This window comes from Collinsella sp. An271 (assembly GCF_002159695.1).
GTDB classification, from domain to species: Bacteria; Actinomycetota; Coriobacteriia; order Coriobacteriales; family Coriobacteriaceae; genus Collinsella; species Collinsella ihumii.
This window is the reverse complement of record NZ_NFJE01000007.1, coordinates 13,032-25,920: the sequence shown is the minus strand read 5'-3', so window position 1 is coordinate 25,920 and position 12,889 is coordinate 13,032. Positions and strand designations below refer to the sequence as shown.

Annotated in this window: 6 protein-coding genes; all 6 read right to left on the bottom strand. The window is 68.8% G+C overall.

Annotated features, from left to right (window positions below; translation table 11 throughout):
* Positions 1-39 precede the first annotated feature (39 nt).
* Positions 40-1,404 (bottom strand): PFL family protein, encoded by a 1,365-nt coding sequence (locus B5F74_RS07345; RefSeq protein ID WP_087201288.1) that lies wholly within the window; start codon positions 1,402-1,404, stop codon positions 40-42.
* Between the two features lie 310 nt (positions 1,405-1,714).
* Complete coding sequence (locus tag B5F74_RS07340; protein WP_087201286.1) at positions 1,715-4,225, bottom strand: homocysteine S-methyltransferase family protein; 2,511 nt, start codon at positions 4,223-4,225, stop codon at positions 1,715-1,717.
* A 24-nt stretch (positions 4,226-4,249) separates the two neighbouring features.
* Positions 4,250-5,050, bottom strand: coding sequence for a hypothetical protein (locus B5F74_RS07335; protein WP_239283409.1), 801 nt, complete (start codon positions 5,048-5,050; stop codon positions 4,250-4,252).
* Positions 5,050-5,925 carry a methylenetetrahydrofolate reductase gene (locus tag B5F74_RS07330; protein ID WP_087201284.1) on the bottom strand — a complete coding sequence of 292 codons (876 nt, stop codon included), beginning with the start codon at positions 5,923-5,925 and terminating at the stop codon, positions 5,050-5,052. Before B5F74_RS07330 ends, B5F74_RS07335 begins: the two co-directional genes overlap by 1 nt.
* Positions 5,926-6,401: 476 nt before the next feature.
* The gene (locus B5F74_RS07325; RefSeq protein ID WP_087201282.1) at positions 6,402-7,895 is read right to left on the bottom strand and encodes a glutamate synthase subunit beta; all 1,494 of its coding nucleotides are present in this window, start codon (positions 7,893-7,895) and stop codon (positions 6,402-6,404) included.
* The gene (gene gltB / locus B5F74_RS07320; protein ID WP_239283408.1) at positions 7,888-12,531 is read right to left on the bottom strand and encodes a glutamate synthase large subunit; all 4,644 of its coding nucleotides are present in this window, start codon (positions 12,529-12,531) and stop codon (positions 7,888-7,890) included. Before gltB ends, B5F74_RS07325 begins: the two co-directional genes overlap by 8 nt.
* Positions 12,532-12,889 lie beyond the last annotated feature (358 nt).

Genomic DNA, 12,889 nt, shown 5'->3' with positions numbered 1-12,889 from the left:
GCCGGATGATGTGCCGGGAAGCCCCGGTAGCGCAAGGGATCAGTTCTTCAGCGAGTTGAGCGGCGCGGGGAAGCGGCCGCCGCGATGGGCGAACACGGTGCCGGCGTGTGCGTTCACCGGCATAATGGGGGCGCGCCCGAACAGGCCGCCGTACTCCACGGCGTCACCCACGCCCTTGCCGATGGCGGGGATGATGCGCACCGCCGTCGTCTTGTTGTTGATGACGCCGATGGCCATCTCGTCGGCGATGATGCCCGCGATGGTCTCGACGTTCGTGTCGCCGGGGATAGCGATCATGTCGAGGCCCACGGAGCACACGCAGGTCATGGCCTCGAGCTTCTCGAGCGACAGCGCGCCCGCCTCGACGGCGGCGATCATGCCGGCGTCCTCGGACACGGGGATGAACGCGCCGGACAGGCCGCCCACGCTGGAGCTCGCCATGACGCCGCCCTTCTTGACGCAGTCGTTGAGCAGGGCGAGCGCCGCGGTGGTGCCGGGGCCGCCGCAGGTGCCCACGCCGATGATCTCCAGGATGCGCGCCACGGAGTCGCCGATGGCGGGCGTCGGGGCGAGCGACAGGTCGACGATGCCCTTCTCCACGCCCAGACGACGCGCCGCCTCTCGGCTCATGAGCTCGCCGGCGCGCGTGATCTTGAACGCGGTCTGCTTGATCTTCTCGGCGACGTCCATCATGGATGCGCTCTCGGGCAGCTCCTCGAGGGCGGCCGCCATGACGCCGGGGCCGGAGACGCCCACGTTGATGACGGCGTCGGCCTCGCCCGATCCGTGCGTGGCGCCCGCCATGAACGGGGAGTCCTCGACCATGTTGGCGAACACGACGAACTTGGATGCGCCCACGGAGTCGCGGTCCGCGGTGAGGCGCGCGGAGTCGAGCACGGTCTGGGCCACCATGAGCACGGCGTCCATGTTGATGCCGGCGCGCAGGCTTGCGACGTTGACGCTGGAGCACACGCGGCTCGTCTGGGCAAGCGCCTCGGGGATGCACTCGATCAGACGGCGGTCGGCGTCGCCGATGCCCTTCTGCACCAGCGCGGAGTATCCGCCGAGGTAGTCGATCCCGAGCGTCTCGGCGGCGCGGTCGAGCGCGTGGGCGAGCGGGATGAGGTCCTTGTCGGGGCAGGCGGCGGCGATCTGCGCCACCGGCGTCACGGAAACGCGCTTGTTGACGATGGGGATGCCGTATTCGCGCTCAAGCGTCTCGGCGGTGGGGACGAGGCGCTCCGCCGTGCGCGTGATGCGGTCGTAGACCTTGGTGCACATGCGGTCGAGGTTCTCGTCGGCGCACCCCATGAGCGAGATGCCCATGGTGATGGTGCGGATATCAAGATGCTGTTCGGAGACCATGCCGTGTGTTTCGGCGATTTCTGCAGGCGTGATGGCCATGGGCGCTCCTTGTCCGGTTGGTGGTTCGTGCTCTCTATTCTAGCGTGGAGCGTCCCTGCGCGCTGTGCGCACTTTCGGGACGCGTTTTCGCGGGTGGACGGCCGTCGGTTTCAGCGGGGAAGACCCGATAGGCGAGTCCTTCAGGTGCAGAATGTATATTCCCATCCAGAAACTGCATAAAAATGCGGCATTCGGCGCGTTTTACGGGGAGGCGATTCGGGCGGGGTCGTCGTATTCACTCCTTTGCGGGGTCGCTCGAGCCTTCCGCTCTATACCGTGTCGACAGGTGCGGAAGGCTCCGATCGGCGTTTCACGAGCGCCTGCCGCCAAGGACCTCCTCGGCGATGCGGGCGGTCTCGGCGGCGTCTTTGGCGTAGTAGTCGGCCCCGATGCGCGCGGCGTATTCCGGCGTGAGGACCGCGCCGCCCACGAGCACCTTGATGTCGGGCACCTCGGCGCGCAGCAGCCGGATAGTTTCCTCCATGTTCTTGACCGTGGTGGTCATGAGCGCCGACAGGCCCACCAGGCGGATGCGCCGCTCCTTCACGGTCTTGACGATCTCGTTCGGGTCGACGTCACGCCCCAGGTCGAACACGGTGAAGCCGTAATTGTCGAGCAGCATCTTGACGATGTTCTTGCCGATGTCGTGGATGTCGCCCTTGACGGTCGCGAGGCAGATGGCGCCCTTGTCGGCGATCGTGCCGGAGCCCATGTGCGCGCGGATGGTGTCGAAGCCCACGCGCGCGGCCTCGGCGGATGCCATGAGCTGCGGCAGGAAGTAGGTGCCCTGCTCGAACAGGACGCCCACCTCGTCGAGGGCGGGGATGAAGCGCCGGTTGATCAGCTCGAGCGCGTCGGTGGTCTCCAGGAGCTTCTCGGTTGCCGCCGCCATCTCTCCTTTGCGGCCGGTGAGGATGAGCCTGCGGATGGCGTCGCCGCTCTCGGTGTCGACGGTGGGCCTTGGCGCCGCGGCGCCGGCGGCAGAGGATGCACCCGCCTTGTAGGGGTCGGTCCATCCTGCGAAGTGGTCGATATATGCCGTCGAGCCCTCGTCTTCGGCGTTCAGCACGCGGAACGCGCGGACGGCGTCCATGTAACGCTCGGATCCCGGATTCATGATTGGGGCGTCCAGACCCGCGCCGAACGCAGCGGACAGAAACGTCGCGTTCAGCACCTCGCGGGCGGGCAGCCCGAAGCTGATGTTCGAGACGCCGAGCGTGCACGCGACGCCCAGGCGCTCGCGGACGAGCGTGACGGCGCGCAGGATCTCGAGCGCCTGCGCCTGGTTGGTCGAGGCGGTCATCACCAGGCAGTCGATGAGGATGCACTCGCGTCCGATGCCGTAGCGCGCCGCCTCGTCGACGATGCGCTCGGCGATGGCCGCGCGCTGCTCGGCGGTGGCGGGGATCCCCGTCTCATCGAGGGTGAGGCCGATGATGTTCGCGCCGTAGTGGGCGGCGATGGGCAGCACGGCGTCGAGGCTCTCGCGCGTGCCGTTCACCGAGTTGATGATCGGCTTGCCGGCATAGCGGCGCACGGCGGCCTCGATGGCGCGCGGGTCGGTCGAGTCGATCTGCAGCGGCAGGAGCGTCGACGCGGAGAGCTGCTCGCAGATGCGGGGCAGCATCTCGACCTCGTCGATGTCGGGCAGGCCGACGTTGACGTCGAGGATGTCGGCGCCCTGCTCCTGCTGGCTGATGCCCTGTCCCACGACGTAGTCCACGTTGCCGTCGCGCAGCGCCTGCTGGAGGCGCTTTTTGCCCGTGGGGTTGATGCGCTCGCCGATGACCGCGATGCGCCGGCTGCTGCGCGGCAGGCTCACGACGGACTGCGCGCTGGTGACCGTGAGGGCGCGCTCGACGGCGCGCGGCGCGGGCGCGCGGTCCGCGATCAGGCCGGCGAGCAGCCCGATGTAGTCGGGGGTGGTGCCGCAGCAGCCGCCGATGACGGCGACGCCGTCGTCCACCATGTCCGCCACCGCGGCGGCGTAGGTCTCAGGATCGATGTCGTAGACGGTCCTGCCGCCCTCCGTGCGCGGAAGGCCCGCGTTGGCCTGCACCATGACGGGCTTCTCCGTGACGGCGAGCATGCGGCGCGCGAGCGGGCGCAGCTCGGCGGGGCCGAGCGAGCAGTTGATGCCGACGACGTCGGCGCCCAGGGCGTCGAGCGTGATGGCGGCCGCCTCGGGGGAGGTGCCCAGGAAGGTGCGCCCGTCCTCCTCGAAGGTCATGGTGGCGAAGATGGGGAGCTCGGAGTTCTCGCGCGCGGCGAGCACAGCGGCTCGGATCTCGGCGAGATCGGTCATCGTCTCGATGACGAACAGGTCGGCGCCCGCATCCACGGCGGCGCGCACTTGCTGGGTGAACAGGCGGTACGCCTCGTCGAACGAGAGCGTGCCCATGGGGCGCATGAGCGTGCCGAGCGGTCCGATATCGGCCGCAACGTAGCGCGCGCCGGATGCGCGGGCGCAGCGGACGCCCGCCGAGAAGATCTCCTCAACGCTCGCGGCACCCTTGAGCTTGAGGGCGTTGGCGCCGAACGTGTTGGTGGTCACGACCTCGCTGCCGGCGGCGACGTAGGCCGCGTGGATTGCCGTGATGGCGTCAGGGTCCGAAAGGTTCAGCAGCTCGGGCAGCTCTCCGGCCGCAAGGCCCGCCGCCTGCAGCATGGTGCCCATGCCGCCGTCGAATAGCAGGTGCCTCGATCCCGCGAGCACGCGGGCGAGCGCATCGTCTGCGCAGGCGGCGGCGCGCGGCCTAAAGGCCTGGCCTGCCTGAAGCGCTGCGGTGACGGGTGCGGTGGTGTCGAGCGAATAGTTCATATGGGACTCCGGGTCGGGTGTGTGTCATGCGTAGCAGGTTGTTCCGTGGGCGCGAAACGCGCAGTCGCCGCGCAGGTTGCAGATGGCGCACGAGGGGCGCTCGCCGCTTCGTTCGGTCGCGTCCGTTCCGTCGATGATGCCGATGAGCGCCGTCACGCTCTTCGAGGGGAGCAGCAGGTGGGTCGGCGTGGTCGTGAGGCCGATCAGGCGGCCGGCGTTGAGGCTGGCCACGATGGCGTCTTGGGCGGCGAGCGGGCAGTCGCCGTAGCCGCACGAGAAGCGCCAGGTGCAGGCGCGTCCCGCTGCTGCGGCCTCGCGGCGCACGATATGCTCCATGGCGTCGACGGCCGACTCCACGTATGCCGAGGCGGCGGCATCGTAGAGGGCGGCATCGAGCGGGCGCTGGCCGCTCAGCAGGCGCAGACGCCGCTCGGTGCCCATGCCGAGCGTGCATGCGACCACCGCGCAGGCGGATGCGTCTTTCAGGTGCCGGAAGATATCTCGGCCGCGCAGCTCGATCGTGGTTCCCGTCAGGCGGATGCACGGCATCCCCGCCTCGTCGACGCCGGTCGCATTGACGGGAAACGCCTGGATGACGCCATGGGGGTCGACCGTCTGCTCGATCTCGCGCGCGATGCTCTCGATGCGCTCCGACAGCTCGCCATCGACCTTTTGCCCCGCATGGCCCAGGTACCGCAGCATCTCGGCGCGGTCGATGCGAAGCTCCTCTTTGGTGTCCGGCCGGTACAGGACGGGGCCCGCTAGCAAGGAGAGGCCGGCTGCCTTCTGGGTGCGCGCGGCGTCCGTGCGGTCCGTGTCCGCCATCAGATGCGCAGCGCGCTCATGCACGCGCGGGCGACGTCGGGCCGGTTCATCGTGTAGACGTGCAGGCCCTCGGCGCCGTGCGCCTTCAGGTCCTCCAGCTGGCGGCATGCGTATTCGATGCCCGCCTGGCGCAGGCTCTCGGGGTCGTCCTCGTAGCGCGCGAGGATCTTGATGACGGGGGAGGGCAGCGAGGCGGCGCAGGTGAAGACCATGCGGGTGATCTGTTGCTTGCTCATGAACGGCATGATGCCCGCCGTGATGGGGACGGTGATGCCCGCCGCGTCGGCGAGCTCGAGGAAGCGGTAGAAGTAGTCGTTGTCGAAAAACAGCTGCGTGACGAAAAAGCCCGCGCCCGCATCCTGCTTCTGCTTGAGGTGCTTGACCGAAGTCGGCAGGTCGTCGCAGGTCAGATGCCCTTCGGGATAGGCTGCTCCGCCCACGCAGAAGCCGGCGTTCACCAGCGCCGGGATGAGGTCCTTCGCGTAGGGGAAGGCGATGTCGCCCGCCTCCGCCTCGGACATCCCCGCCGGCAGGTCGCCGCGCAGCGCCAGCACGTTCTCCACGCCCGCGGCGCGGAACTCGGAGATCTTCTCAGCGAGCGTGTCGTGCGTGAGCGAGATGCAGGTGAGGTGCGCGACAGACGGGATGCCGAACTCCGTGGAGATCATCGAGGCGATGCGCGCGGTGGCGTCGGAGTTGCCCGAGCCACCGGCGGAGTAGGTCACGCTGATGAAATCGGGTCCATCCGTGGCGAACTGTGCGGCGACCTCGCGGGCGCGCTCGAGCGTGAGCTCACCTTTGGGGGGAAACATCTCGAACGAGACGGGCTGGGCGCCGGCCGTGCGCGCATCGGCGAATATCTGGTCGATTCTCATGGTGCTCCCCCTTGTGCAGCGTGATGCATTGAAGAGGCATCATACACCGCGCGCACGTGTTGCGGCAGCATCGTTCGCGCCGAAACGCGTTGTTCACGGTGGTGCAAATCGGGGGACGTACCTGCCGCGTGCACTTGCGCATATCAGAGACGTATCTGTTGCGTGTATTAGTGTATATAGAATGTACTTGTGGATGCAGAAATGCATATTGGACGTACCTATTGGGGGTACAGAAATGCATGGAGAAGGTACGTCCCCCGATTTGCACGAGTGCACGCGGCAGGTACGTCCCATGATATGTCTGTTGTATGCAGAAAAGTATATGAAATGTACATGTGGGTACGAAAATGCACCCCCAAGGTGCGTCCCCGATATGCGCTAATGCACGCAACAGGTACGTCCCCCGATTTGCGTCCCCCGATTTGCACCCCCAGGCCGGGTCGCGGACGCGGGCTTGGGGGTGCGGTCACATGGCGCTAACGGGCGCCCAGGGCGTCGGTGACCTCGCGGGCGCAGGCGACGCCGTCGGCGATGGCGTTGACCACGAGCGATGCGCCGGACCGGGCATCGCCGCAGGCCCATACGCCGTGCGCGGGCTCGACGGCTCCCGCCGCGCACGCGCATCGATGGCTTCCGGCCTCGGCCATGACGGGCAGCTGCCTGCCGGCGCCGGGTTCGGGCACGGTCGCGCCCAGCGCCTCCACCACGCTGCGCTGGGGGCCGGTGAACCCGCAGGCGATGAGGACGAGCTGAGCGGGCAGCTCGCGCTCGGTTGCCGCGACGGGCGCCGGCGAGCCTTCCGACCAGTCGACATCGACGATCTTAAGCGCGCGGACCCGCCCGTCGTCGTCGACCAGCACGGCGCGCGTGTCCACGGACCACGAGCGCATCTCGCCGCCCATGAGCTCGATCGCCTCCTGCTGGCCGTAGTCGGTCTTCTTGACGTTGGGCCATTCGGGCCAAGGGTTGCCCGGGTCGCGCTGCTCGGGCGGCTCGGGCATGACCTCCAGCTGACGGACGCTGCGCGCGCCCTGGCGGACGGCGGTGCCCACGCAGTCGTTGCCCGTGTCGCCGCCGCCGATGACCACGACGTCGAGGCCGCGCGCGTCGATGGCGGGCGCGGCCTTGTCGAGGACGGCGCGGGTAGAGGAGGTGAGGTAGTCGACGGCTATCGTCACACCCGCCGCGTCGATGCCGGGGACGTCGAGCGTGCGCGCGGCGCCCGCGCCGCAGGCGATGACGACGGCGTCGTACGCGGAGGCGAGCTCGGCGGCAACGGCGGGATCCGCCGCATCGGTGTTCAGCATGAAGGAGATGCCGCGCTCCTCCATGAGCGCGCATCGGCGCTCCACGATGTCCTTCGGGAGCTTCATGTTGGGGATGCCGTACATGAGCAGGCCGCCCGGACGGTCGGAGCGCTCGACGACCGTCACGCGGACGCCGGTGCGCGCGAGCTCCCAGGCGCAGGCGAGGCCTGCGGGGCCCGACCCCACGACGGCGACGCGCGGCGCGTCCGCGCCCGCTGCGTCAAAGGCGGCGGGGCCTCCGTGCTCCCACTCCCAATCGGAGATGGCGCGCTCGGTGTCGTGGATCGCCGTGGGCTCGCCCTCGACAGACCCCAGGTTGCAGGCCGCCTCGCAGGGGGCCGGGCAAACCCGGCTCGTGAACTCGGGCAGCGGGCTCGTGAGCGCCAGGCGCTCGGCCGCCTCGCGCCAGCGCCCGCGCCATACGAGGTCGTTCCACTCGGGGATGAGGTTGTGCAGCGGGCAGCCGCTCGAGCGCGCCCGTCCAAAGGGATGGCCCGCCTGGCAGAAGGCGACGCCGCACATCATGCAGCGGCTTGCCTGCACGCGGCGCTCGCCGCAGTCGAGCTCCCGATAGAGCTCATCGTAGTCGTGCACGCGCTCTGCGGCCGGGCGCAGCTCGTGCACCTTGCGTCCGTGTGCGAGAAACGCTCCCGGCTTACCCATGGCGCTTCACCTCCTTGGCCCCCGTCACGACCTCGAAGGCCGTCTCGAGCGCCTCCTCATGCGTCGCGCCGTCGCGCTCCGCGTCTTTCACGATCTCCATCACGCGCTCGTACTCCACGGGCACCACCTTCACGAAGTGCGCCGCGATCGCGTCGAAGCGGTAGAGCATCTTGATGCCCAGCGGGCTTTGCGTGGCGCGCACGTGGGCCACGATCAGCTCGCGGATGGCGGCGAGCTCCTGCTCGCTCGGCGTGCGCAGCGCCACCGTGTCCTGGTTGCAGTGGGAAGCGAGCGTGCGGTACTCGTCGTAGACGAAGGCCACGCCGCCCGTCATGCCGGCGGCGAAGTTCGCCCCCACCTCGCCCAGGATGAGCACGGTGCCGCCCGTCATGTACTCGCAGCCGTGGGCGCCTACGCCCTCGACCACTACGGTCGCGCCGGAGTTGCGCACGCAGAAGCGCTGGCCGGCGCGTCCGTTCACAAAGCCGCGCCCGCCGGTCGCCCCCATGAAGGCAACGTTTCCCACGATGATGTTCTCGTCGAACTTGTAGCTCGCCGTCTCGGCCGGGCGGACCGACACGGTGCCTCCCGAGAGCCCCTTGCCGAAGTAGTCGTTCGCGTCGCCCTCGACATTGAGCTCGACACCCTTCGGAAGGAACGCCGCGAAGCTCTGGCCCGCGGAACCCGTGCAGTCGATGGTGATGAGCCCGTCGGGGAGCCCGTCGGGATGGGCGGCGGTGACGGCGTGCCCGAGCATGGTGCCCACGCACCGGTTGACGTTGGCGATGTCGGCATGGAAGCGCAGAGGGCGCAGATGGCGGCGCGCGCCGGCGGTGTAGGGGACGAACAGCGTGGCGTCGAGCGTGCGCTCGAGCTGCACGTCGGCGGCCATCGAGGGCATGAAGTGCACCCCGTCCGCGCCCGGGATCGTCGAGCCGAACTCGCAGACGGCGGGCGCGAGCACGCAGGACAGGTCGACCAGCTCGCTTTTCCAGTTGCCCGGGGCCGCGACCTGGCGCAGGCACTCGGGGTGGCCCACCATCTCGTCGACGGTGCGGAAGCCCAGGCGCGCCATGACCTCGCGCAGCTGCTCGGCCACGAACAGCATGAAGTTCTCCACGTGCTCGGGTTTTCCGGCGAAGCGGTGGCGCAGGCGGCAGTTCTGCGTAGCGATGCCCGCCGGGCAGGTGTCCTGATGGCAGTCGCGCTGCATGAGGCAGCCCATGGCGATCAGCGGCATGGTCGCGAAGCCGAACTCCTCGGCGCCCAGAAGGCAGGCGACCGCCACGTCGGTGCCGTCCATGAGCTTGCCGTCCGCCTCGAGCACCACGCGGGAGCGCAGGCCGTTGCGCACGAGCGTCTGCTGCGTCTCGGCGAGTCCCAGCTCGAGCGGCAGGCCCGCATGCCAGATGGAGTCGCGCGGGGCGGCGCCCGAGCCGCCGTTGTGCCCGGAGATGAGGATCTTGTCGGCGGCGCCCTTGGCGACGCCGGTGGCGATGGTGCCCACGCCCGCCTCGGAGACGAGCTTGACGCTCACGCGGGCATCGGGGTTTGCGCACTTGAGGTCGAAGATGAGCTCGGCGAGGTCCTCGATGGAGTAGATGTCATGATGCGGCGGGGGCGAGATGAGCCCGATGCCTGGGGTGGACTGGCGCACCCGCGCGATCCAGGGGTACACCTTCTTGCCGGGCAGGTGCCCGCCCTCGCCGGGCTTGGCGCCCTGGGCCATCTTGATTTGCAGCTCGCGCGCCGAGGAGAGGTAGCGGCTCGTCACGCCGAACCGGCCGCTTGCCACCTGCTTGATGGCGGAGCAGGCCGAGTCGCCGTTCGGAAGCAGGTCCTCGCGCCGCGGATCCTCTCCGCCCTCGCCGGAGTTCGAGCGGCCGTGCAGCCGGTTCATGGCGATGGCCATGCACTCGTGCGCCTCCTGGCTGATGGACCCGTAGCTCATGGCGCCGGTGTTGAAGCGCGTGACGATGCTGCGCGCGTCCTCCACCTCGTCGAGGGGCACCGGCGTGCGCGCGGAGAAGTCGAAGTCCATGAGGTCGCGCAGGCGCACCGCGCGTCCCGGACGCCTGAGGTGCTCGCTGTAGGCGAGAAACGTGTCGTAGGAATCCGAGCGCACGGCCTGCTGCAGCAGGTAGATGGTATCGGGGTCGATGAGGTGGTCCTCTCCGCCGACCGGGCGCCACATGGTGAGGCCGAGGCTCGGCAGCGCGTCGGGCGCCGGCGAGGTGCGCAGGGCGCGCGCGGCGTCGAAGCGCTCATCGAGCTCGCGCTCGACATCGCGGATGCCCAGGCCGCCGACGCGCGAGACGGTGCCGGCGAAATAGCGCTCCACCAGGCCCTCGTCCAGGCCGACGGCCTCGAAGATCTGCGCGGAATGATAGCTTTGCACCGTCGAGATGCCCATCTTGGACATGATGGACACGATGCCCGCGACGGCGGCGCGGTTGTAGTTGGCGATCGCCTCGTCCGCGTCGAGCGCATGCCCGTCCGCTGCCGCAAGGTCGCCCTCCTGCGCCATGCGGGCCACGAGGCCGTGCGCCATGTAGGGGTAGATGCCGCTGGCCGAATAGGAGATGAGCGCCGAGAAGTCGTGCGCGGACAGCGCGTCGCCGCATTCGATGACGATGTCGGCGAACGTGCGCAGGCCGGCGCGCATGAGGGCGTTGTGCACGGCGCCCACCGCGAGGAGCGACGGGACGGGTACCTCGTCGCGCTCGGTGCGGTCGGACAGGACGACGATGTTCACGCCGCCGCGAACCGCGTCGATCACGCTCGCGCTCAGGCTCTCCAGGGTGCGCTCGAGCGCGCCCGGCGCGTCGTCGCGCCGGTACTTGGCGACGAACGTGCGCGCCTCGAAGCCGGCGCGGTCGACGTCGCAGATGCGGCGGAACCCCTCGCGCGTGAGCAGGGGCGCGTCGAGCCGGATGAGGCGGCAGGAGGCGCGGCAGTCCTCGAGCAGGTTGCCGTGATTGCCCAGATACAGCACGGTCGAGGTCACGAGGCGCTCGCGCAGCGCGTCGATGGGAGGGTTCGTGACCTGCGCGAACAGCTGGAAGAAGTAATCGAAAAACGATCGCGTCTTGAGCGAGAGGCAGGCGAGCGGCGCGTCGATGCCCATCGATGCGAGCGGGGTGGAGCCGGTGGATGCCATGGGGCGCAGCACCTCGTTGATGTCGTCCCAGTGGTGGCCGTAGCGCGCGGCGTCCTCGGCGCGGGGCACGAGGTCGGTCCCCGCCGCATCGATGTCGGCTCCCGCCGCGCCGCGGGCGTCGCGGATGTCGAGGTCGCCAAGCGAGAGCGTCTCGTCCGAGATCCAGTCCGAGAAGGGCTTGAGCTTGGCGTATCCGTTGCGGATCTCGTCGTTGTAGCGGATGCGCCCCCGCTCGAGGTCGACCTCGAGCATCTCGCCCGGGCCCAAGCATCCGCTCGTGAGCACGTTGGCGGGATCGATCTCGAGCGCGCCGACCTCGGAGCACAGCAGGAACCTGTCGTCGCGCGTAACGATGTAGCGCGCGGGGCGCAGGCCGTTGCGGTCGAGCGCGGCGCCCAGCGTGCGCCCGTCGGTGAATGCGATGGCCGCCGGGCCGTCCCAGGGCTCCATGAGCATCGACTGGTAGGCGTCGTAGGCGCGCCGCGCCGGCGAGAGCTCGTCGTTGCGGTCCCACGGCTCGGGCATGAGCAGCGAGACGGCGCGCGTGAGCGGTCGGCCGTTCATCACCAAAAACTCGAGGACGTTGTCCAGGATGGCGGAATCGGAGCCCTCGCGGTTGATGATGGGCAGCACGCGCTCGAGCTCGTCTTGGAAGATGGGGGAGTACAGGTTCGGTTCGCGCGCGCGGATCCAGTTGACGTTGCCCTTGAGGGTGTTGATCTCGCCGTTATGGATGATGAGGCGGTTGGGGTGCGCGCGCTCCCAGCTGGGCGTGGTGTTGGTGGAGTAGCGCGAGTGGACGAGCGCCACGGAGGTCTTCACGGCGGCGTCGTTCAGGTCGGTGAAGAAGCGGCGCATCTGCGTGGCCACGAGCATGCCCTTGTACACGATGGTGTGTGCGCTCATGGAGCAGATATAGAAGATCTTGCCCTCGAGCGCGTGCTCGGCGTCGGCGCGCTTCTCGATCACGCGGCGGCACACGTACAGGCGGCGCTCGAACGCGTCGCCGCGCTCGACGTCGTCGGGACGGCCGAGGAACGCCTGCTTGATGGTGGGCATGCACGCCCGCGCCGTCTCGCCCAGGTCGTGCGCGTCGACCGGCACGTCGCGCCAGAACAGCACGGGGATCCCCTCCTGCGCGCAGCCCTCCTCGAAGGCCCGCTCGGCCGCCCTCACGCCATGTTCGTCCTGCGGCAGGAAGAGCATGGCCACGCCGTAGTCGCCCTCGGCGGGCAGCAGCTGGCCGCAGCGCTGGGCTTCCTTGCGGAAGAATCGGTGGGGGATCTGGAACAGGATGCCCGCTCCGTCTCCCGTGTTGCGCTCGAGGCCCGTGCCGCCTCGGTGCTCGAGGTTGACGAGCACCGAGAGCGCGTCGTCGAGTATCTGGTGGCTTCTCGTGCCGTCGATGGCCGCGAGCGCGCCGATGCCGCAGGCGTCGTGCTCGAACTGCGGCCGGTAGAGGGTCTGATGGTTCATATATCCTCCCATGCGATGTCCAAGACAGGGGGCGATTGCACACCGGGCGCGCGTGCGCGGCGCGGGTGCGGCGATTTATGGTAGGCGGATGCGGTTGCAGCCGGTTTTCCCGGAGGTTTCCGTGCGGTTTCGATTTGGCTACAAAATGGGGTCGTATCGCGCGGCTCACGCCGACGTTTTCTTTCTACACACCGTATGAGCTGGGAAAACGACGCACAGAGAGCGAATCGTCCGGCGTCGGGGGCGTCGCGTTTCGGCCCGTGCGGCCGTCTTCAAACGGTCATAGGACTGTATCAATGCGGCAACCCGTATGAAATTGCCTCGAAATCCGCTGCCTGTAATCTACAATTCGTTCGTT

Bases quoted from the DNA above. Each gene is read 5' to 3' on its own strand.
- B5F74_RS07335 (WP_239283409.1), bottom strand. From the start codon at position 5,050: ATGGCGGACACGGACCGCACGGACGCCGCGCGCACCCAGAAGGCAGCC.
- B5F74_RS07345 (WP_087201288.1), bottom strand. From the start codon at position 1,404: ATGGCCATCACGCCTGCAGAAATCGCCGAAACACACGGCATGGTCTCC.
- B5F74_RS07325 (WP_087201282.1), bottom strand. From the start codon at position 7,895: ATGGGTAAGCCGGGAGCGTTTCTCGCACACGGACGCAAGGTGCACGAG.
- gltB (WP_239283408.1), bottom strand. From the start codon at position 12,531: ATGAACCATCAGACCCTCTACCGGCCGCAGTTCGAGCACGACGCCTGC.
- B5F74_RS07330 (WP_087201284.1), bottom strand. From the start codon at position 5,925: ATGAGAATCGACCAGATATTCGCCGATGCGCGCACGGCCGGCGCCCAG.
- B5F74_RS07340 (WP_087201286.1), bottom strand. From the start codon at position 4,225: ATGAACTATTCGCTCGACACCACCGCACCCGTCACCGCAGCGCTTCAG.